Origin of the sequence: Bhargavaea sp. CC-171006, from assembly GCF_009761675.1 — a bacterium.
GTDB classification, from domain to species: domain Bacteria; phylum Bacillota; class Bacilli; order Bacillales_A; family Planococcaceae; genus Bhargavaea; species Bhargavaea changchunensis.
Window position 1 is genome coordinate 77019 of the sequence record NZ_QUZH01000015.1, and the last position, 19961, is coordinate 96979.

General features: G+C 54.0%; 22 protein-coding genes. 2 read left to right on the forward strand and 20 right to left on the reverse strand.

Features of this window, described 5'->3' with window-relative positions:
• Nucleotides 1-43 precede the first annotated feature (43 nt).
• The 19 genes from DZC51_RS07245 to DZC51_RS07335 form a co-directional block, all read right to left on the reverse strand.
• Nucleotides 44-1021, reverse strand: coding sequence for an ABC transporter permease (locus DZC51_RS07245; RefSeq protein WP_157294715.1), 978 nt, complete (start codon nt 1019-1021; stop codon nt 44-46).
• On the reverse strand, nt 999-1928 hold the full coding sequence (locus DZC51_RS07250; RefSeq protein ID WP_157294716.1) for an ABC transporter ATP-binding protein: 930 nt from the start codon (nt 1926-1928) through the stop codon (nt 999-1001). The genes DZC51_RS07245 and DZC51_RS07250 overlap by 23 nt, the downstream gene beginning before the upstream one ends.
• On the reverse strand, nt 1912-2634 hold the full coding sequence (locus DZC51_RS07255; protein WP_157294717.1) for an ABC transporter ATP-binding protein: 723 nt from the start codon (nt 2632-2634) through the stop codon (nt 1912-1914). Before DZC51_RS07255 ends, DZC51_RS07250 begins: the two co-directional genes overlap by 17 nt.
• Nucleotides 2631-2993, reverse strand: coding sequence for a GntR family transcriptional regulator (locus DZC51_RS07260; RefSeq protein ID WP_157294718.1), 363 nt, complete (start codon nt 2991-2993; stop codon nt 2631-2633). Before DZC51_RS07260 ends, DZC51_RS07255 begins: the two co-directional genes overlap by 4 nt.
• A complete protein-coding gene (locus tag DZC51_RS07265; RefSeq protein WP_157294719.1) occupies nt 2994-3794 on the reverse strand; it encodes a hypothetical protein in 801 nt (266 codons plus the stop codon).
• A 148-nt stretch (nt 3795-3942) separates the two neighbouring features.
• Nucleotides 3943-4809 (reverse strand): hypothetical protein, encoded by an 867-nt coding sequence (locus DZC51_RS07270; RefSeq protein WP_157294720.1) that lies wholly within the window; start codon nt 4807-4809, stop codon nt 3943-3945.
• 10 nt (nt 4810-4819) lie between these two features.
• Complete coding sequence (locus DZC51_RS07275) at nt 4820-5548, reverse strand: SagB/ThcOx family dehydrogenase (RefSeq protein WP_157294721.1); 729 nt, start codon at nt 5546-5548, stop codon at nt 4820-4822.
• Nucleotides 5545-6396 carry a thiopeptide-type bacteriocin biosynthesis protein gene (locus DZC51_RS07280; RefSeq protein ID WP_157294722.1) on the reverse strand — a complete coding sequence of 284 codons (852 nt, stop codon included), beginning with the start codon at nt 6394-6396 and terminating at the stop codon, nt 5545-5547. Before DZC51_RS07280 ends, DZC51_RS07275 begins: the two co-directional genes overlap by 4 nt.
• 21 nt (nt 6397-6417) lie before the next feature.
• Nucleotides 6418-7596 (reverse strand): hypothetical protein, encoded by a 1179-nt coding sequence (locus tag DZC51_RS07285; RefSeq protein ID WP_157294723.1) that lies wholly within the window; start codon nt 7594-7596, stop codon nt 6418-6420.
• A 10-nt stretch (nt 7597-7606) separates the two neighbouring features.
• Nucleotides 7607-9322 (reverse strand): YcaO-like family protein, encoded by a 1716-nt coding sequence (locus DZC51_RS07290; protein WP_157294724.1) that lies wholly within the window; start codon nt 9320-9322, stop codon nt 7607-7609.
• Nucleotides 9322-10629 (reverse strand): hypothetical protein, encoded by a 1308-nt coding sequence (locus DZC51_RS07295; RefSeq protein WP_157294725.1) that lies wholly within the window; start codon nt 10627-10629, stop codon nt 9322-9324. Before DZC51_RS07295 ends, DZC51_RS07290 begins: the two co-directional genes overlap by 1 nt.
• A gap of 13 nt (nt 10630-10642) precedes the next feature.
• Nucleotides 10643-11386, reverse strand: a complete 744-nt coding sequence (locus tag DZC51_RS07300; protein WP_232524084.1) for an ABC transporter permease — start codon at nt 11384-11386, stop codon at nt 10643-10645.
• Complete coding sequence (locus DZC51_RS07305) at nt 11383-12120, reverse strand: ABC transporter ATP-binding protein (RefSeq protein ID WP_157294726.1); 738 nt, start codon at nt 12118-12120, stop codon at nt 11383-11385. The genes DZC51_RS07300 and DZC51_RS07305 overlap by 4 nt, the downstream gene beginning before the upstream one ends.
• The gene (locus DZC51_RS07310; protein ID WP_157294727.1) at nt 12093-14594 is read right to left on the reverse strand and encodes a lanthionine biosynthesis protein; all 2502 of its coding nucleotides are present in this window, start codon (nt 14592-14594) and stop codon (nt 12093-12095) included. Before DZC51_RS07310 ends, DZC51_RS07305 begins: the two co-directional genes overlap by 28 nt.
• Nucleotides 14591-15607, reverse strand: coding sequence for a hypothetical protein (locus DZC51_RS07315; protein ID WP_157294728.1), 1017 nt, complete (start codon nt 15605-15607; stop codon nt 14591-14593). The genes DZC51_RS07310 and DZC51_RS07315 overlap by 4 nt, the downstream gene beginning before the upstream one ends.
• 81 nt (nt 15608-15688) lie before the next feature.
• Nucleotides 15689-15856, reverse strand: coding sequence for a thiazolylpeptide-type bacteriocin (locus DZC51_RS07320; RefSeq protein WP_082818747.1), 168 nt, complete (start codon nt 15854-15856; stop codon nt 15689-15691).
• A gap of 43 nt (nt 15857-15899) precedes the next feature.
• Nucleotides 15900-16079, reverse strand: coding sequence for a thiazolylpeptide-type bacteriocin (locus DZC51_RS07325; RefSeq protein WP_157294729.1), 180 nt, complete (start codon nt 16077-16079; stop codon nt 15900-15902).
• A gap of 49 nt (nt 16080-16128) precedes the next feature.
• Entirely contained in the window at nt 16129-16290 is a 162-nt protein-coding gene (locus DZC51_RS07330) for a thiazolylpeptide-type bacteriocin (protein WP_157294730.1), read from the reverse strand.
• Between the two features lie 37 nt (nt 16291-16327).
• Nucleotides 16328-16891: a hypothetical protein gene (locus DZC51_RS07335; protein WP_157294731.1), complete on the reverse strand. Its 564-nt coding sequence runs from the start codon at nt 16889-16891 to the stop codon at nt 16328-16330.
• Nucleotides 16892-17129: 238 nt separating this feature from the next.
• Between DZC51_RS07335 and DZC51_RS07340 the strand changes: the two genes are divergently transcribed.
• Entirely contained in the window at nt 17130-17270 is a 141-nt protein-coding gene (locus DZC51_RS07340) for a hypothetical protein (RefSeq protein WP_157294732.1), read from the forward strand.
• A 217-nt stretch (nt 17271-17487) separates the two neighbouring features.
• Nucleotides 17488-18795 (forward strand): helix-turn-helix domain-containing protein, encoded by a 1308-nt coding sequence (locus DZC51_RS07345; RefSeq protein WP_198304077.1) that lies wholly within the window; start codon nt 17488-17490, stop codon nt 18793-18795.
• 301 nt (nt 18796-19096) lie between these two features.
• Here DZC51_RS07345 and DZC51_RS07350 read toward each other — a convergent pair whose 3' ends face one another.
• Nucleotides 19097-19831: a sulfite exporter TauE/SafE family protein gene (locus DZC51_RS07350; protein ID WP_157294734.1), complete on the reverse strand. Its 735-nt coding sequence runs from the start codon at nt 19829-19831 to the stop codon at nt 19097-19099.
• Nucleotides 19832-19961 lie beyond the last annotated feature (130 nt).

Below are 19961 nucleotides of genomic sequence, written 5' to 3' on the forward strand. Positions count from 1 at the left end.
TAATTGTGCAAAGCCCTCTCCAACTATCGGAGAGGGCGATTTGTTATGCAGTGACATCCCGCTTGGAGAACACAAGATAGCTGACAACCAGGAACACGACGGCATATGCGCCCAGCACCGCAGCCGCAAACGGCAAGGTCACATCCTCGATGAGCGTCATGCCCTGTGCCAGTGCTACGAGATCGTGGGAGAAGAACAGGTACTTCGCGATTTCATAGCGGCTCAAGAGCGCCGAAACCGTGCTGCCGGTAAAGAAGATGAACAGCGACAGTCCGATGGCGAGCGCTCCTGAACGGAACACGCTGCCGATCATGAAGGCGAACGTCGTGTAGACGATGATGTTCACGAACGCAAGAAGCAGGTGGGAGATCGCCGGGGTCCAGACCGAGATTTCGGCGACTTCACCGCCTCTCACCACAAGCTCCGTCCCTCCGTCAGGTGAAAACAGAATGTAAGACATAACGATCGAAACCACGAAGCCTGCCAGCGTGAGCAGCGCGCCGAACAATGCAGTTGCCGCGAATTTCGAGGTCAGCACTTTCCACCGCCTGACCGGTCGTGCGAGGAGCATCTTGATTGTCCCGTCCGAGAATTCCGTGGCGACAATACCGGCCGCGACGATGATGGCGAACAGCATGGCGAGCGTGGCGATGCCCGATGAATCTTTGATCATCTGCTGCCGGCTGTAGTTGCCGTGCGGCTCTACATCTTCCGCAAGGCGGTACTCCACGATCTGGAGATCTTCTTTCAGCTCAGCCTCACGGGAGGAAGAGAGGTCCGGGTCGGCCAACTGCGCGGAGATGCCATTCCGCTCAGCCTCCGCCTGCATGCGCCAGTCCGGCGCGTCCGCCTGGCCCTCGACCTGGACGTTTCCGCTTTCAGCCCGGTTTCCTTCCACCGTGGAGATCCATTTCGTCAGTCCGAGCATGCCGGCCACGCCAACGACGAGAAGGATGGCCATGACCCATGTCGCTTTTTTGTTCCACAGCTTCATCCATTCATTTTGCAACAGCTTCAGCAATCTGTCCGCCTCCCGTCAATTCGATGAATTCGTCTTCAAGCGTCTTCCGGTGCGGGCGGACTGCATACAGGTCGAGGCCTCCGGCAATCACGCTTTTCACGAGTTCCGGTATCCGCTCCACTCCCTCTTCGATAATGAACCCGGCTCCGGACTCAGCGGGCTCGTAGCCTTTTGATTCCAGGATCGCCCTGAGCTGTTTTGCCGGAAGGGCCTCGATGTAGTGGTGCGGACGGCCTTCGTCCTTCATCTCCCGGATATCAATCAGCTTGCCGTTCTGGATGACGGCAATCCGGTCGCACATGAGTTCGATCTCGGACAGCAGGTGGCTCGAGACAAAGATCGAGACTCCCGCTTTTTCCGCAAGGCTCCGGAGATAGGTCCGGAACTCCCGGATGCCGGCCGGGTCGAGGCCGTTCGTCGGTTCATCGAGAATCAGGAATTTCGGATTGTGCAGAAGCGCCTGTGCGAGTCCGAGGCGCTGGCGCATGCCGAGCGAATATGTGCCGACTTTCTCATGAATCCGGTTCTCGAGGCCCACCTGGCGGACCACTTCCATAATCCGGTCCTTTGTGATGCCTTTGTGCATGCGGGCAAAGTGGACGAGGTTTTTGTATCCGGTCATGAACTTGTACATTTCGGGGTTCTCGACAATCACGCCCACGTTGGACATGGCCGCCTCGAACTCGTTCTGCACGGACTTGCCCGCGACGAACACCTCGCCGGAAGTCGGCTTCATCAGCCCGGCCATCATGCGGATGGTCGTCGTCTTTCCCGCACCGTTCGGTCCGAGGAAACCGGTCACCTGACCCGGAAAGAGCTGCAGGTTCAAATCGTCAATAATTTTCTTTCCACGAATCGTCTTCGAAAGGTGCCTGAGTTCCACTATCGGTTCAGTTTGGTTTGCCAACCGGTTCACTTCCCTTTTCGTAGAGTGTGCGCATGTATGCGGGCAGGCCGCCCGGCTGCGCCATCCGGATGTCTTCCACAGCATCATGGGCGGCGATCCGCCCATTTTTCAATACGGCGATTTCATCGAGGAGCGGAGCGACGTCGTGCAGCTCATGCGTCGACATGATGACGGTCTGCCGATCCGGATCGGTAAACCGGATCAGCCCCTTCACGATGGACTCCCGGACCATCGGGTCAAGTCCGGAGAATGGTTCGTCGAGAAGGTAGACATTTGCTTCCCTTCCTAATGTTGCTACGATCTTGGCCCGTCCGCGGTTTCCTTTTGAGAGGTTTTTCAGCCGGGTTTTTCTGTCCACGTTCAGAAAATCCGCTACTTCAAGCGCCTTTTCCATTGAAAAGTCCGGGTACTGCGACTCCTGGAAGCGGAGCAGCTCATCGGTCGTGAAGTACGGATAATACAGGTCGGCATCTGCCATGTAGGCGATCTGCCGGCCGGCAGATGTCCGGGTGACCGGTTGCCCGTTCAGGAGGACTTCCCCCGAGTCCGCTCCCAAGACGCCCGCCATGATCTTCAGGAGTGTCGATTTCCCGCTTCCGTTTTCTCCCGCCAGGCCGATGATTTTCCCCTGGCCGAAAGTCGCGGTTACGCCGGCCAGTGCCTGTCGACGCCCGAATGACCGGGTCACCCGTCTGATTTCGATCATTGCCGTCTCCTCCTCGTCATGGACTCTGCAATCTCTTCTTCCGTGAAGCCGAGCGCCTCGATGTTCCGGATAAAGTCATCGATCAGCTGCGCCTTCTTCTCCTCTCTCAGCTGCCCGAGTCGTTCCACGTTCTCCGTGACAAACGTCCCCTGGCCCCGCTTCGTTTCGGTAATCCCCATCCCCTCCAGCTCCTTGTACACACGTTGCATCGTATTGGCATTGACACCGGCCTCGACCGCGTATTCTCTTACCGAGGGCAGCTTTTCGCCCGGCTGCAGGGCTCCCCGGATCAGGTCGCCCGTGATCCGGTCGATCAGTTGCTGATAGATCGGCTTATCCGGCAGGAAATCAAAACTCATTCATCGCGCCACCTTCCGGTTGAAGATATAGATGGCGAGCATTGCGAGGAGAATCGTCTCGATCACGGCAAGCCCTGCTCCGCCCGCCGCGACGGTTCCCGTAATGTCCAGGGCCCAGTCATTGATCTGGTTCAGCTGTTCCGAATACCTGAAAGGAACCTCTCCGTAACCAGCCAATTTCTGGTACGGTCCCCATGACGTGATTTTGTCCCAAATATAAAAGGTTCCGATGAACAGCGCACCCGTAACGATGACGGCAATGACCCTATTGGTTTTTTTCAGCCACTGATAGATCGTCCAGAACAGGAATCCGATTGCCATCTGAATCACACCAAGGAAAAGAGCAACGGATCCGATCTCTGCCAGGAACCCCAAAAACCAACCGGCCGGCATACCTTCGGGCAACCCCGCACTGCCGCTGAGGAAGTAGTTGAAGAGGCTTGCCAATGCCAGCACACAGAAGACAACCAGCATGGATACGACCGTCATCCCTACAGCAAAAATCGCCTTTGCCCCGATCAGCACACCGGATGGCGACGGAGAATGGAGCCAGATATCTGAGCGTTTCATATCAGTCGTCAAACTGATCAGCAGGCTGACCGCCGGCATATAGCTGAGTACCACCATCCATAAGCCCATGATGATTGCCGCAATATTCATCACCGGGACATCCGGCACAACATAGTGCTGAAGCAAAAACGGTGCCACTCCGATGCTGAGCACGGCCGACAGCACCAGAAACACCATCCCGGGACGCGCCAGAACCCACTCTTTCCACAAGAGCCCTTTCCATCGGCTCATATACTCCACTCCTTTAAATCACATTGCGTAACAGTGTATTAGCCACATAGTACACTGGTATTCGTTTGGAGTGCAAGTCATTCGCGGATTTTTCCATATAAAAAAACGCCCTCCAATGAAGGCGTCAGATCTGACTGATGAGCAGGATTCAGAATCCTGCTGTGAGGTGCAACACCTTTGTATGGGTTTCAAGTGGGTGGGCCACCACTGCTTCTGCCCGGCCCTCCAGAGAAACCCGGTCTATGACCAACCTGCTCCGGAGCGGGAGTCCGACATCTTCCGCAAGGTCTTCCTCCAGCCCAAACAGCACAGCGAACAAAATCCGGCGGATAAAGAAGTAGAGAAGGGCCGCTTCTCCGGGACTTTCCTGTGGTTGATCAGGAGCAGCCTCCTGTGACTCAGGCAACCGGAAGCGATCCGTCACGATCAGCGGTCCGATCTCCACACGGCTCCGGGTCAGATCCATGAACAGCACCCGTTCCGCCGCGGCCCGCGCCTCTTCCCTCTCTATGGGATTGGTGCTTTCCATAATCGCCGCATCATATCTTCCGTTCCTTCTCTTCGTATCGACCTGTAAGTAAGGGATTTTTCCGAGCATTGTTCTCAGTTGCGGAAACCGCTCCGGATCCGCCGCAAACCAGATTCTGAACCCGCTGCCTTGACCCGCGAAGCCCTTCACCGTCTGTTCAATTCTTCCGAACGGCTGCCCGGTCAGGAACAGATTCCGGAATATCTCCAGATCGGATCTGACGGCTGCAAGCATCGCCCGTTCCTTTTCTGACCGGCACTCGGCGAACAGACCGGGGAATTTGCTGAGAAAAGCTTTTGCATAGGCGTATTCCCTTGATTGTTCGGCGGCCTGCTCGGAAAAGCCCTGATTCAGCAGCATGCTGAACCTGTAAAAGTTCAGTTCCCCTTTTCTGACAGCCGCTTCCACTGTTTTCTGCTCGCTGTTTTCTATGGTCACCAGCCCGCCCCTGTCATAGAGGGCAACGGCAGGTCTCAAGATGAACATTCCGGATCACCTACCCTAATAAGAATGAATACAGCACGTCGTCCCCTGTTCCGATGATCTGTGCGAGAGGCACATCATAAAATCCTCCGAGCGGCAGTGAACGGATTCCGAGATATTTCGCCACGAGCTGGATGTTCTGGCCGATATGACCGGCTTCCTGCTGCACCAGCTTGTAGGAGATATCCGGATACTTGGCGGAAATGGACTCCAGATCGGCCGTCAGGACAATGGCAAACTGTGCGGTCCCGGCGCTTTCCTTTTGGATATAAGCCTGTTCGATCGTGCTCCACGGGACCCTTTTCCGTCCTGCCAGAAGTCCCCGGTCAGCGTCCACCTGACAGACATTCCACCTTCCGAGTGATTCTGCCACCCTCGTTTCGTTGAACAGCAGATGGATTTTGACGTAATACCGGGCACCGCCGGACGGATAGGCCCTTCCCTGACGGTCATAGCCTACAAATGCAAGCTGGGCAAATCGGGAGATCAGCGGCAAGTCGATGGTCTGTTCGTTGGGGAACGGATACGGCCATGTATGCCGTTGCATCAGGGCAGCCTCGAAGTCTTGGGCGAGGTCCGGGACATAGTCGATCGCGTGGAGGACAGCCCCTTCCACCGGCTCCGGAATCCGGTCAGTGTGCTTGTATACCTGCATGCTCGTATAAACCGGATCATTGATGGACAGGCGATGATAGTCCTGGAAAAGCCGGTCGTAGCCGACTTTGAAGTCCCACAGTTTCATACCGCCGCTGCGCCTTTTCCAAGAAAGACACCCGACAGAAAATGTTCGTTTTCCGGAGAGATGCCGAGCCGGTTGTTCAGCATATGGATATGGGAAACCATGAGATAATGAATATTTTCTGCCCGGTAGGTGGTTTGGGTTTCCAGGATCCGGGACATGGCAGTTTCAAGTGCCGCCAGATAGTCCTGGTATACTTCCGGCACCTCCTGGCGACCCCGGTTCTTGTCCATCCGCTTTTCCAGTGCTTTCCGGACAGCCTCCTGTTGCGGCCCGGCACCGAACGACTCCCAGACTTTGTGATATGACGAGAAAAACTCTTCTTCCGAGCGGATCATCCCCATCTTCTCAGCCACCCCGAAACTGTACTGCATCAGGTCGAACGCCACCACGTACCGCTTCGGCCATTCAAGCGAGTCGATGATCGTTTTGGCCATCTCGGATGATCTGTGGAAAAGTTGTTCCGAAAAGGCCATGGCTCCCTCTCCTCCGTAGCGCTCCCATTCCGGCTGGTACGGGATGTCCCGGATGCTGAAGTTCGGATAAACGTCCAGGTCGCTCACGCCTTCCAGTTCGACGATCCGCCCGTCATAGCTGACTTCCCTGAAGGGATGACCCTCATGTTCCTTTTCGAACACTGCCAGCCGCTCCGAAAGCAGGGCATCAAAACTCTTTTTTCTGGCAGGACCATCAAAACGGTAGCGCAGCCGAATATGCGGCCCGCCCTGCCAATAGCGGATAAAGAACCACTGATCCGGCGTTATCGCGTCAATCACACTGAACAGATGACTGCTGAGAAAACGGTCTATCAGCCCGAAATCATGAATAAACAGGTGCTTGGAATGCCACATTGCTCTCCCTCCTTTATTTACTTAACAGCCTTCCGGTATCCGGACCGACATCGCCTGGTTCCGGTCCGGGAACACGATGGCCGAGTATCCGATCGCCATATCGTCCGGCAGGCCGGTTTTGCTTCTGACATATGCATCATCATAGTTTTTCAGGCAGCGGACGGCACAGTTTTCTCCTGCCATGAAAACGGAAATGAACTGCATCAGCCGCCCCATCTCCATGAACAGCGGCTCTGAATCCTCCCCGGCCCTTTTCTTGCTGAACGCCATGAAGACCCAAAAGTTAAACCCGTGGAAATTCGAGAACTCATGATACTCCGTGAGCAGCCGCTGGTCTTCCCGCTCCCCCTGGAACGGTCCGGCCCAGACGAGGCGGCTGCCTTCCAGCCGGTAATAGCCTTGCTCAAGGCCTGCTACATCATTTACCGCGACCAGCAACCGGATTCCGGCCTTCTCCAGTACCGGTCCCGCAAGCTCCACCCATCTGCTTAAAGGATCCTGTGCCAGCGTCCGGTGGAAGAACACGTCCCCTTCCCCTCTCTGGTCCGCTGTCCGTTTTGCAAAATGCCACCCACTTACGGAGGACAGCCATGCATCAGGAACCGCGGTGAGTCGCCCCCTGTCCATATCCTCTACAGGATCAATGCGGAGAACCGCACGCGGGCGGATATGGACACCGGACAAATGATGCGTTTCCGCGGAGCTCCAAGCCGGTGCATACCGGTATCCGCATCCCGCCTGCCTCAATGCAAATTCAAGGTTGAATAACGCATGTCCGGCATTCAGGGCAGACAGCATCCGGGAAAACTTGCCGTAATACAGCTGCAGCCTGCGGTCATCTGTCATGAGAACGATCCGGCCTTCCTCATTCACCGCCGGACCGATGTCCATCACCCGGTCCCTGAACGGGTCATAGGCATGGGTCCGCCCTCCCGTCATCACCAGGATTTTGGCTGTCTTCATATTCCGTGCGCCCGGCACGAGCGGATGAAGCGGATACCGGCTCGCCAGGTCGACCCGGCGGATTTTCTCCGTGTATTCGTAGACCGACCGCATCAGCCGTTCCGCGTGTGGTTCGGCACGCGACGGAATCCCGGAACGGACAGCATTACCGATCAGGTCCGGATCAGGCGAAGGGCCGCCCCGGGAAAAGTGTTCAAACCGCCGGTCCGTGAAAGCTTCCAAATAAGCAGCATCCATGGCACTCACCTCACGGGAAGGGATGCGGGACCCGCTTCAGCCACTCTTCGTCGAGGTGCCCGCGCCCTTTCAGCAGGATCGCCTTCTCCACCCGGCTGCGGATGATCCTCCGGTTCTGGTGGCCGAATGTCATCGTCAGCATCTCCGGCACGATGTACTTCACATTGACAAAGCCGATCCTGTCGAGATTCGGATTTTGGGTGACCGCCCTGAACACCTTCCCGGAAATGCCCTTAAGGATTTCATGGAACTGACCAATGACTTCTTCATACATTCCGCTGAACCGGGTATAAGACTGATCCAGCTCTTCCATCGTCTTTTCATGCGGCGTGTCGAGCGCAAAGCGGAGATACGTTTCCGCTTCCCGATTGGAGTAAAGGAGGAGGTGATCCTCGAGCCGGCTCACCGCTTCCGGATTCTCCAGAAGCATGGCCTTCCGCTCCAGGAATTCCTGCTTTCTGAACACATTCTGGAAAACTGAAATGGCCGTCGTGGCTTCGATCAGCGCTTTCTCGATCGCGTCTTCCAGATCAAACGAGGAAGCCGCCGCGGTATAAAACGCCATGTCTTCTTCCCCTGCATCCTCTTTCTCCAGAAGTACCCAGATGGTCGGGATTTTCAGCTCCATCGAAATATCGAACAGATGGGCGCGGATTCCTTTTTTCCGGAGTGCGACCAGATAGCTCTTCAGTGTTTTTGAGGCGATCGAGGACTCCCTGATGCGGACGGGCGGAATCTGTCCGTACCAGGTGCTGAGGAAAGCATTGCGTTCAAACAGTTCCAGCATGGCAAACAAACTGGCTTCATTTACGGTTGATCCGAGCGCGCTGCCGTTGGAACTGTCGAACAGATAGCGGGGTTCTCCGGATACATGATGGGAATCAAAGTAAATCACCTGTTCCGGAATCAGCTGTATTTCTCTGCTGTTCAGCTCTTCGGCTTCCCGGTAGCGGATTTTCTTTTCCGGCGTATAGGCCCCGGTATCCATTTCGGCCGATTCCATCACCTCGGACAGCGTCAGTCCGATTCTTTGATCTTCTCCTTCCCTCAGCTCGGCAGCCGCCGGGCCATATGGAAAGGCCGTCCCATACCGCTCAAGAGATTCGAGGACAGATGTATGGCGTGACTTTCCATATGTAGCGGTGCGTCCGTATGAAAGGAGGGAAATGCCGTTATGATGAACTTCCGTTTCCACCATCGGAATGCCGTACGAGTCGCCGGACCGGCTTTCGCGGTTGATGATCGACAGCCTGCTGCCCCGGATCAGTTTGTCATGCTCTCGCAGGCGGGCCAAGACGTCCTCCCACCGGTGTTCTCGCGGATCATCCGGGTTGAAGGCCACCGATTGTTTCCGCTCCTGCACCTTGGCAGCGGGATCCCCTGAGCAGACCGCGCAATCTCCACGTTTGTATGTCGAGAGCAGGGCCACTTCTTTCGTATTCCGGTTCAAAGCGAACAGCCCGTCCGTTACCTCCCTGTTTTGCAGCTTCCATGCATAGGAACTGATCAGCCGCTGCTCGATCATGTCCGGTTCTTTGGTTCCTTCTCCGTTCAGATAATGATCTTCCAGTTCCATCTCCCTGATCCGGCTCTTCAGGCAGGACAGGCAGAAGCTGCCGGATTGCCGGATGGGACCGATAAAGATGAACGGATGGGTCGCCATAACAGGAAGTTCCCCCATCTGCAGATCTGCCGCGTCTTCCCATTGATCCAATATCTTGACCATTAACCATTCACCTCCGTAAACTGCTGTGCATGTTCCAGGACTTCAAATCCTGCGGACTCTGCACCGATGCCGTTTTCCCTCGCACTTACATAGGTGTAGAGAGCTACAGGAATCTGGCCGAACTCCAATGACATCATGAAGGCTGCCGTCATGTCCGCGTCATGGTCGTGTATCCGCACTTTGTATTTGCCGGACAGGAGCCTGGTGACCGTCCACCCCAAATCCATCTCTTTCTCTTTGATCAGTTGCCGGATCGTGTCCGCTTCCGGAATGTCCGCGGCAACGTTTTCTCCTTCTTCTCTCAGGGAGTGCGGCTTATTGCCGTACGCCTGCTCCAGAATCTCCGGAAATGCCGTCCGGGACACAAAGGAAGCCAGGCGCCCATAGTCCATATCCGCGAAATAAAGGCTTCGGACGGCATCATCACTGTCCACGAACTGAATGGTCATGATCTGAAGCGGAAGCTGACGGTAGTCGTCGTACTCCGGATTCCGGTTGACCGACAGGATCCGTGAACTGTATCTGCCGATAAATCGCTCCAGTTGATTTAAAGCAGCAATCGGATCTTCACTGACCTTCCGGAATTCTTGTGGAAGTCCGGCGGCCGGCTCATACAACGTTTTCCGGCTGACTTCAAAGTCTTCATTGAGGGTGAATACTTCGGGGGCCTTTCCGATGATCGCCAGAATGACACTGTAGAACAGGAACGGAGCGATCAATTCCGCCGAAACCTTCCCGTTTCCGGCTTTTGCTATGCCAAGATGCCTGATCACCGCTCTCGGGGAACCTGCAACCGCCACACCACCTTCCGGACTCACTGCCACATTGATTGCACGCGACTGGCCGCCGGACAGGACGGTGACATCATTCTCCGGAATTTTCCCGGTCATGCCGATCGCAAGACCGTTTTCAAACAGCTGATCGGACAGTGCCGCACCTGCAAAAAAGTCGGAGGAGACAGTGATTTTGGCCCCTGAAATCTCCTGGAGTGCCTTCTCCACATTGCCCGCCTCGGTCTCCACCATCCGGAAATAGGCCTTGTCCCTGTGCTGCTTAAGAAGTTGTCCATCGATTTCGTAGATCAGCTTCTGTTCTTCCAATAGGCTGATCAGTTTCGTGAAGTGCGGATAGCGTCCGTTGATCTCCCGCTGATCCGCTCCGTCGGCGAGCTCCCCCAGCATCCGGTGAATTTCCAGATACATGTCTTCCGACGCCCTGATGCTGAACCTTCTGGATTCGCTTGTGAAAATAACGGTTCCATTGGTGTAATGGAACCGGCAATTGGACCGATACTTTAAAATCGCCATTCAGTTTCCCTCCCTAGGCTTTTGCCCGGCGGCTGACGAGCAGCACCGAGACGAAGACCAGCAATGTCAGGTATGCGAGCGAGATTGTGGTGTCCGTATTCAGAACGAACAGGCCGTTCCACACGTCGATGAAGATGTGATTGATGTGGTAGATCGGGTTGAGATTCGCGATCCACTGGACAAACTGCGGCATTTGTGCGACCGGAACCGTGAAGTCCGCCGTGAACAGGACCACCTGGAAAATGACGATGGAGAAGACAAGCGCGCTCTTCATCTCTTTAAAGAACGAGTAGATCGCAGACGAGATCGTGAGCAGCGCCGCGGTGATCAGGATGAACACGGCGTAGGCGGAGAAGAAATCAATCAGGCTGATCTTCAGGCTGTATACCGCGATGCCGATGGACGTGATGAGCATGAACCCGAGCGACGTGATGATGACCGACTTGATAATGTTCGACAACAGGATGGTGCGCATGTTGACCGGCGAGACGCTGATCCGCTTTTCAATCCCGAGCGAACGGTTCATCACCTGGTCAAAGCCGAAAGCGAAGAACACCACGGAGAACGTGATCAGGATGATGAAGGACGGCGTATAGAACTGGACGTAGCTCAAGTCTCCGCCATACGTTTCCCCTCCGAACAGCTGCCCCATGAAGAGGTAGGTGGCCGGCGGGACAATCACCGTGAACACCAGGTAGAAAATCTCCCTGAAAAACATGATGAGGTCGTATTTCAGCTGTGTCGCAAGCATCGTCATCGTACTGCCTCCTTTTCACCAATCCGGTCGAGATAGAAGTCATTGATGGACGTGTGCCCCGTTTTCTTCAGCAGATTGGCCGGCGTGTCAAACACATTGGACTGCCCTTCGTGGATCAGCATCACCTTGTCGCAATACCGCTCGACCTCGTCCATATAGTGTGTTGAAAGCAGCACTGTCCCGTTGTGTTCCCGGTTGTGGCGGATGATGTTCTTCCAGAGCACATCCCTCATGTATGGGTCCAGCCCGGTTGTCGGCTCATCCAGGATGACGAGTTTAGGCGAGCTCATGAACGCGATGGCGAGTGCCACGCGCTGTTTCCATCCGCCCGAAAGCTTGTCAAACGGCGTCTTCAGATGCTCCTGGAGCTCGAAGTCCCGGATTGTCGCCTGGACATCGGCGGATTTTCCATAGTAAGACCGGAACAGTTCCAGCAATTCCTTCACTTTCAGGTTCTTATAGAAGTTCGTCGGCTGGAGGACGATGGACAGGTCCTTTTTGAGTTCACGGACGCCTTTTGCACCCAGAGAGCCGACGTCCTTTCCGAACAGGTTGACCGTCCCTTCATCAAAGTCCCGGATCATCATGAGGGTCTCGAGGAAGGTTGATTTTCCCGCTCCGTTCTTGCCGATGACCGCGATCACTTCACCCTGCTCGGCTGTGAAATCCAGTCCCTTCAGCACCTGCTTGTTCCCATATGCCTTCTTCAGGCCTTTGACGATGATGTTCGGCATGTGTTTCGCTCCTTTTCAAGTGAGTATTCGACGAGGAATTCGTTCAGCGGAATGTCCGGATCCGGCAGCAATTCCTCGATGTACGCGTTGTCTTTGAGTTCGTTGGCGAAGAACTTCAGCAAAAGCGGGACAGAGACATCAAAGAACATCGGCTTCTCTACGACAAAGTCCCCTTCATTGCGGAAGTACTTGAGGAAGAACCGCTTCGGCAGTCCGTTCTTTTCGAAATACCGGTTCATCCGGGCATACAATTCTTCCGGATCGGCCGCTCCGCTCATCAGCTCCTGCAGCTCATCCGTTTCCAGCTGCCATTTTTTGCGGGACAGGACGACATTGCCCATCGTCACACGCGGGGCCTCCCTATACGGCTTCAGGACGCTCGTTATATCAAAGTTCATCCTGCCCGACTGGAACAGATGCAGCATGACGGACAGGATCCCCGGCAGGAAGATCGGAACAAGCGAGGACTTGTAGACAATCCGGCAAATTTTTCCGTCACTGTCCAAAAACTCGATTTTTCTCGAGTCAGGGTTATACCGGACCGTGATGTCGCTGACCGGATGGCCGCCGTCTTCTGCGAACTGCCGGTATCCGACTTCGAGCTTGGCCGTCTTCAAATCTTTTCGGACATGGATGCCCCCGTTGAATCCGAAGAGCTCGTCGATCTCATAGTAGTTCCGGTCGCGGAAAACGCGATTAACATAATCCGCATACTCCCGGTTCTCTGCGGCCTCCCCGAAAAAGTCCTTGAAGCGTGAGATGAATTTCTCATGGCCGTCATACACATCGTTCAGCACAACGGTGTCCGGGCTTGCGTACTGAAGAAATAGCGAACAGGAGATATCGATGTCGCGTCTGATGGATGGCGGAACCCGTTCGCTGTATGTCCGGATCAGTGTCCCGGCATCCACTTCACCGCTTTCGTTTCCTTCGATGAGCCGGCTGAACTCGTCCAGGAACTCATCCCGCAGGTCATCGAGAATCCGGATTTCCTCCGCAGCAGCCTCCCTGTAGCGATACCGCTGGTTCTGGTAATACGGATAGAAATGATGGATGTTCTTGAAGAACACCTGGTTCAGCAGCCGGCTGTCGGTCAGCTTCTGTGGCGCGTCTCCGTACTCTTTGTGGAACAGGTGCCCGATTTCATATTGCACACGGACATTGACATCGAACAGCAGGAGAAAGTCTCCGATCACTTTCATGAAGTCTTCCCCGACGATGGAGGAGACAAGATCCTGGCGGGTCTTTCCGAAAATGACATCTTCGTAGATCAGTTCCTTGCCGGACTGCGGGTGCGCCTGCCGGATCAGTTCGCCGATCCGCTTCCAGTGGGCGATCCGGTCAAATGCGCCTTTTTGTTCGAATGCCTTCAATTCGGCGTCCAGTTCATCCAGCTTTCCGATCACGCCTTCCCCGATGCCATAGGTATCGAACAGGCGGCGGACGGACTGGAGGATGCCACGGTTATTCGGGATGTCGACCTGTTGCCTGAGCAGCTTCAGCTGGATCAGCTTTGCAAACAATGCTTCCTCTTCCCCGCGGTATTCGGAAATCTTACCGGCCTGTTCCGCGAAATCCCCGAAGGTGAGGGTCTGCTTTTTCTGTTCCAACAGGTAACCGACCAGGCCGGGATGGAGCGGATACTCCACGAATTTATCACTCGTTTCAAATACCTTCTGTGACTGGTTGACGCTGTGCTGGCTGACATAGTAAACCTTGCCGTCCCGGACCCCGAAGTTCTCCACCTTCACCGGAATCTTCCTCAGCGCTTCCTCGTCCGTGCGGAGAAACTCATGAACAATCTTGAGGATGATGGAATGGTTCATCTCGCAGAAGCTGGTGGTTTCGAATGTCTCCTCCCCTTCCCCTGCCAGTCCGGTCTTGGTCAGGTAGGAAAACGGACTCGTCTTCATGGAGCCCCTGACAAGCAGCTTCAGCAGGAAGAAATCAAGCTTTCTCAGCTTCTTGTTATGGGCGTCATGATCTGTTTGCAGGTACTTCGCGAGCTTTTCGTAGATTGTGTCATTAAAGAAGGCGATGGATTTCGCCAAATCTTCGTGAGCGGCATGTTCCTGAAGCGCTCCACGGTTCGCTTCGGCGGCGGAGTGATATGCATTTTTAAACGCATCAATCGCTGTCTGATGGTGATCTTCACTCTCCAGATAGTCATGGATAGCCTTCAGGGTCGCTTCCGGATGGTTTTTCCCGAGGGCATTGGACAGTCGCTCGAGCCTTCGGTTGAACAAATCCCGCTTGAGGTTGAGCAGATCCGGATTTTTGGTTTCCGCGAACAGCTCTTCCAGCCTGGTGACCGCCCGGTCCGAGGCCTGTTCTGCGTCCTCCCGGGTCTCTTCCACTGCATCCATCAGGGCGGGCAGCGGGGCGGATTGCTCCTGCATCTGTTCATACCAGGTTTTCGGGATGTCACTGCCCCTGAATAGCACAATCGGATTTTTCAATACCTCGACGTTCAAATCCCAATCTCCTCTCTCCACGTGCGGGCGTTTTTCGTTTCGGTGTACCGGTAAGACATGTAGATGAACTGCTGTTTCTTCAGCGCGCTCACCTTCAGGAAGGGCAGGGAAAGATACAGAACGTTGATGATGAACCGGTAGGCGGTGGCATCCCTGTCTGCCAGGAACCCGGTCCGTCTGAAGTAATGGACAAACTGCTGATGAAAGTCGTTCCGGAAGCCGGCATCCAGATCATCTACCGATTTTCTGATGGTATCCAGATAACCTTCATCGACATTCCGATGAATTTCGGTTTTGTACGAGTCTGATATCTTTCCCCACACTTCCTTCCAATGTTCAATGTGGGGATCGCCTTGCGCGTCAAGTGCGTCGATATCATGTTCGTGTGTCCGGAACCGCTTTTCGAAATCAGCCTCGGTATAGGGCAGGTTTTGCTTTTCCGACAGTTCCAGGAACCCCTGGACGTGAGAGATAAATGAAAAGTATCCCTTGTTTCTCCCCTCATCCCGATAAGTTTCAGAAACGTGATGGAACAGCAGCGGCATGAGCACCGGCATCGGTTCTCCGTCTTCATGCAGCCGGAAGTACACCTCCTCCAGAACGGGCTGAAGTTCAAATCGCATCTGATGGATAATTCGGGTCAAAGCCGGATTATGATAATGGAAGCCGTTCGTCTCCACCTCCACCGTCCCGTGATCGGCCATCATTTCCGGAACATCCTTTCCTTCCAGCACAGCAATCCGGTTCACCATCTTCCGGTACTGCTCCCGGACCTGCAATTCGTCATCCGGATCCAGCGGAAGCGCCTCTGCTTCCTGCCTGATCCGAGCAGCAAATTGTTCAATGGTGAAATCGTCTGCCGATCCGTCGAACGTCACCGCAAGATGGGGTCCGGATTCCCAGGAACGCGAGATGTAATAGGGAACTCTGACTTCCCGCGCCCTGAAAATGACAGTCCGGACAAATGCGGTATCCGTCGCCTTGCTGAAGTTGAAGATTTTCACGTCTTTCATGATATCCGCATCCTTCTTCATGATTTTGCCGGGGCCTGTTGCAGGCAGGGCCTCAGCTGTAAATTGTTTTGAGTGCCGGGCTCAGCAAGAGCCGCAGCAGGAAGTGGAACCGCATGTCGAGGTGGCGCTGCAGGACGTCGAGCCTGAACTTGCGGTTGTTTCCGGGATGGCGCTCACTTCGTCGAGGTCGAGGAAGTCGACATCCACTTCAAATTCCTTTTTTGTTTGCTCTTCCGGTTTGTTGTTCATCTTAATCTCTCCTTTTTGGTTGGGTTTAATGGTTGGTTCGGTTTCAGCAGGAGCCGCAGCAGGATGTCGAGCCGCAAGTCGAGGTGGCGGAGCAGGATGTCGAACCTGAGCTTGCCGTCGTTTCCGGGATGGCGCTGACTTCGTCCAGATCGAGGAAGTCCACGTCCACTTCGAATTCTTTTTTCGCCTGCTCGTTTGTTTGGTTGTTCACTGGTTTGTTCATTGGTATCTCCCCTTTTGTTTGATAGTTGGTTTTCGGCTGGTCCTTGCAGTCAGCACGAGCTGCAGCAAGAGGTTGAACCGCATGTGGAAGTTGCCGAACAGCCCGATACCCCGGAACTTGCCGTTGTTTCAGGGATGGCGCTCACTTCATCAAGATCAAGAAATTCCACTTCGATCTCGAAACCCTCCGACTTCTGTTGTTTATCAGGCATCCTGTTTCCCCCTTTCAACGAATGCAGGAAGGGCCGATCAATCTTCCGCTTCTGCAATCCATTGAATGCTGAGCAGCGGCAGATCCGGATGGTCCGGCCCGGCGATCTCCGGATAGTCGGTCAGATTCCCGTGAAGGGAAAGAACGGAGCTAAGACCATGAGCAAGATCCATGCTCATCTTTCGGAGTCTGCCGGTCTCTTCCTCCGGATACGTCCCTTTAAGGAAATAACCGACGGCCAGTGGCGTTTTCAGCCCGGATGGTCCCAGATGATGCCTGATGCGACGCACATCGATCCGATCCGTCAGACGGAAAGCATCTTGCCGAAAATCGGGAACATACACACCCGGTCCGGGCAGGCCCTCCACCACGCCTTCACGGAATAGGATGACACCGGTCAGCAGCCCGCGGCTCTCCTCTTCTTTTCGGCTGAATGCTTCGTATAGCATCTGTGCCAGCGTGTTCATATGAAGCATCGGTTGAAATGATTCATGCGGATCCGGCGTGTGGTCACTTCGGAATATCCGGAAAGGGATCAGTCCCGACTCCCGTTCTTCCATGTATTTTCCGGCTGTTGCCATCTGTCCGGCTGCCTTGTTCATGTTTTCACCTCCTTTCGGTGTAGCCCAATCGTACGGCCGTTTAAAAGTAAAGCTCAATAAGTAAAACAGGCACAAAAAAACAGCCGGTTAACCGGCTGAAAACAGGTCGACTTTACTAAAATTCAGAGGTTGAATTGCGTCATGAATGTGTCGATAATTAACTGAATTTTACTTCTTCTCTTTAACATTTCCTCTCCGTTACGATGAGGTTACAAAACGAACAGGGAGGAATACAGCAATGAAAAAAGCAAAAGCATTTGTACTAAATGTCCTGGTGATCACGGTCATGATTCTTCCGGGCATGGCATCCATCGGACTTGCAGACCACGATGTCATCAGCCCGCTTGATAAAGGGGAACGCGGCGAACAATTCCTCTAAGTACGTCTTTGGGACGGATGTCGATCATTTTCATCACTCTTTTCTACTAAAGATGAAAAACGATGGGGAATTTGTCACTCCTCCCGATAAGCCTTTACGCTCAATTCCTTCCGATGCGGAGGAGTTTTTTTTTGTTCATCGAAACTGATAAGGTAGATTCTGGTTCCATTTAAGGATATTTGAAGGGGATTATTTAGTAATGGAAGGGGTCCAAAAAATGGAAGTGGGGGAACGACTGAGACAAATCCGTATACATAAAGGATTCACCCAGTCAGAATTGGTCGAAGGAATCTGTTCGGTCACCTACATCAGCCGGATTGAAGGCGGCAAAGCAAAACCGTCAGGACGGTTTATCAAAGAAGTCGCTAATAAGCTGGGGGTGCTTCCGTCTCTGATTCTCGAGCCCGATAATGACCGTGATGAACAGGAAGTCGGCAAACTATATGAATCGTATAAATCCGGACAACCGCTCGATCATTCCGAGGTATCATTTCTTGGAATGACCGCGCTTGAAAATCATTCACCCAAGACGTTTTTCCAGATTTACACCATGCTGATCGAGTACGCATCTGCACAGGAAAATCCCGTCACCGATGTGGAAGAATACGTCCGGCGTTCCGAAAACCTTCTGCCTGACGAACCCGAGCCTCAACATGCCGAAATTGCCCTTGATTATTATCGGGCCCTGTCCCGTTTCTACTATTCCAGACAGCAGTTTGAAAAAGCGTACCGTTATGAGAAAATCATCGAAAAACACTTGGATGACAACTCTCCAGGCATCGATCACGCGAGGAATTTTTTCAACCTGGCTCTCTCACGCACACAGCTTGATGACGATACCGACCTGGAACTTGCCCTTCACTACGGCAAGCAGGCATTGGAGCTTTTCCTTCAGTCGGACCATCAGAGAGGCGTTGCGGATTGCCTGACTACACTATCCATCATCACCCACAGAATGGGTGATTACGAAGATGCACTTCATTACCTGGATCAGTTGGATGATCAGACGCTCGGCTATCTGACAGAACTCGACCAATCCACGGATGGACATGCGACCCTGTCCAAGCGGGCTGTGATTGATTATAACTATGGCCGGATCTATCAGAAGATGGGCGATTCCGCGCAGGCCCGCACCTATTTTAAGAAGAGCCTTGAACTGGATACACTGGCTGAAAACGAAAAGTTCACCACCCCCGTTCTGACGAGGCTGGCGGAGCTTTATGCCGAACAGAAAAACTGGGAACGGACGGAGTACTACCTGAATCGTGCTTTCGACGTAGCCGAGCGGTACGACCTTCCGGGCTCAAAAGTCCTGCTTCTGCACAAGCAGGCCCATCTGCACAAAGTGAAGGGCGATGAGCCCGCTTATGAGAAAGAAATGCAGAAAGCCATCCAATTGGCATCGGACTGGAACTTTATCGTCGATGTCAAAGAGATCAGCACGGAGCTGGCCGATCATTATTATGAAGTCCGGGCATATAAAATGGCCGCAAAGTATTACCGGTTTGCACTTGAAAGAGACTGATCCGTTCCGATTCCGGTCACGGATCTTTTTATATGCAGGCGAAAATGGGCCAGAAAGTCAGTTTAAAAGTAAAAACAGCAAACGGCACGGACTCTGGTCGCTTACCGCAGGCCGGCGCCGAGCCCCGCGTAAAGCGGGTCTCGACAGCCCGGCTTTTCCTGCAGGACAGAAAAGCCTCCTCGAATAAGCCTCGCACGAAGGAAATGAGAAGCATTTTCGAGGAGTCTCCCGGCATCCGTGCCGTTTGCTATATGAAGTGTAGAATTCGGGTTTTGGGACCCTTGTTTTTGGGCGCGCATGATTACAGAAAGTTCTCCGCTGCAATCTCGACGATGAGCAGGAGCGTGACCAGCCGCAAAATCGGCTTGATGAACCGAGGATTGATCTTTTCGGCGATATGGACGCCGACCCGTGCGCCGGTCAGCGAGCCGAGCATAAGCGCTATGGCAACCGGCCAAATGATGTTGCCCGATGTGACGTAGCCGACTGCCGCTCCGAACGCGCTCGAAAACGTGGCAACACGGACAAATCCGATCGCCCGGATATAGGAAATATTCAGGTGGCCGAACAGTTGCAAAAGGATCGTCGCCTGGCCCGGACCGAACAAGCCATCATAAATGCCGACACCGAACAGGCTTGGGACAGCGGTCTTGCTTGGCTTCAGTTTCGCATCCCCGCTGAAGTCCCCTTTCGAGAGGAAAGAGAAAATAAACGCCACAACCAGCAGCACCGATGCGACCGTCAGCATCGTCGCTTCGCTCAGCCCGTTTGCGATAAAACCGCCGGCTAGCCCGCCCGAAAGCGATACCGGCATGATCCAATACAGTTCCCTAAAAGATATTTTCTTCTTCAGGAGGACCGTCAAAAACGTCGAAAGCGAACTGACCGTGTTGGAGATCTTACTCGCCCCGACCGCGGCGTGGACCGGTATGCCGAGAAGGAGCATCGCCGGCAGCGTGATCAGCCCGCCGCCCCCGGCAAGCGTCCCGATCGTCACCGCCACGAGCCCGATAAAAAACAGCCCGATGTATTCCATCACCGCACCTCCCTCTTTAGTTGGTAATATTAGTATACAACCATTTCATCGATAAGGAAATTAGAAGGTTTTTATTATTATACATAAGTTTTTCTTATCATTTAAATTGAGTCCGGTACGGAGCGGCATC

What these genes read in the sequence shown, in the direction of transcription:
- DZC51_RS07295 (WP_157294725.1), bottom strand. Translation starts at nt 10,629, where the DNA reads ATGGCGATTTTAAAGTATCGGTCCAATTGCCGGTTCCATTACACCAAT.
- DZC51_RS07270 (WP_157294720.1), bottom strand. Translation starts at nt 4,809, where the DNA reads ATGTTCATCTTGAGACCTGCCGTTGCCCTCTATGACAGGGGCGGGCTG.
- DZC51_RS07280 (WP_157294722.1), bottom strand. Translation starts at nt 6,396, where the DNA reads ATGTGGCATTCCAAGCACCTGTTTATTCATGATTTCGGGCTGATAGAC.
- DZC51_RS07305 (WP_157294726.1), bottom strand. Translation starts at nt 12,120, where the DNA reads ATGCCGAACATCATCGTCAAAGGCCTGAAGAAGGCATATGGGAACAAG.
- DZC51_RS07315 (WP_157294728.1), bottom strand. Translation starts at nt 15,607, where the DNA reads ATGAAAGACGTGAAAATCTTCAACTTCAGCAAGGCGACGGATACCGCA.
- DZC51_RS07320 (WP_082818747.1), bottom strand. Translation starts at nt 15,856, where the DNA reads ATGAACAACAAACCGGAAGAGCAAACAAAAAAGGAATTTGAAGTGGAT.
- DZC51_RS07300 (WP_232524084.1), bottom strand. Translation starts at nt 11,386, where the DNA reads ATGACGATGCTTGCGACACAGCTGAAATACGACCTCATCATGTTTTTC.
- DZC51_RS07350 (WP_157294734.1), bottom strand. Translation starts at nt 19,831, where the DNA reads ATGGAATACATCGGGCTGTTTTTTATCGGGCTCGTGGCGGTGACGATC.
- DZC51_RS07285 (WP_157294723.1), bottom strand. Translation starts at nt 7,596, where the DNA reads ATGGATGCTGCTTATTTGGAAGCTTTCACGGACCGGCGGTTTGAACAC.
- DZC51_RS07330 (WP_157294730.1), bottom strand. Translation starts at nt 16,290, where the DNA reads ATGCCTGATAAACAACAGAAGTCGGAGGGTTTCGAGATCGAAGTGGAA.
- DZC51_RS07290 (WP_157294724.1), bottom strand. Translation starts at nt 9,322, where the DNA reads ATGGTCAAGATATTGGATCAATGGGAAGACGCGGCAGATCTGCAGATG.
- DZC51_RS07260 (WP_157294718.1), bottom strand. Translation starts at nt 2,993, where the DNA reads ATGAGTTTTGATTTCCTGCCGGATAAGCCGATCTATCAGCAACTGATC.
- DZC51_RS07340 (WP_157294732.1), top strand. Translation starts at nt 17,130, where the DNA reads ATGAAAAAAGCAAAAGCATTTGTACTAAATGTCCTGGTGATCACGGTC.
- DZC51_RS07275 (WP_157294721.1), bottom strand. Translation starts at nt 5,548, where the DNA reads ATGAAACTGTGGGACTTCAAAGTCGGCTACGACCGGCTTTTCCAGGAC.
- DZC51_RS07345 (WP_198304077.1), top strand. Translation starts at nt 17,488, where the DNA reads ATGGAAGTGGGGGAACGACTGAGACAAATCCGTATACATAAAGGATTC.
- DZC51_RS07335 (WP_157294731.1), bottom strand. Translation starts at nt 16,891, where the DNA reads ATGAACAAGGCAGCCGGACAGATGGCAACAGCCGGAAAATACATGGAA.
- DZC51_RS07255 (WP_157294717.1), bottom strand. Translation starts at nt 2,634, where the DNA reads ATGATCGAAATCAGACGGGTGACCCGGTCATTCGGGCGTCGACAGGCA.
- DZC51_RS07325 (WP_157294729.1), bottom strand. Translation starts at nt 16,079, where the DNA reads ATGAACAAACCAGTGAACAACCAAACAAACGAGCAGGCGAAAAAAGAA.
- DZC51_RS07265 (WP_157294719.1), bottom strand. Translation starts at nt 3,794, where the DNA reads ATGAGCCGATGGAAAGGGCTCTTGTGGAAAGAGTGGGTTCTGGCGCGT.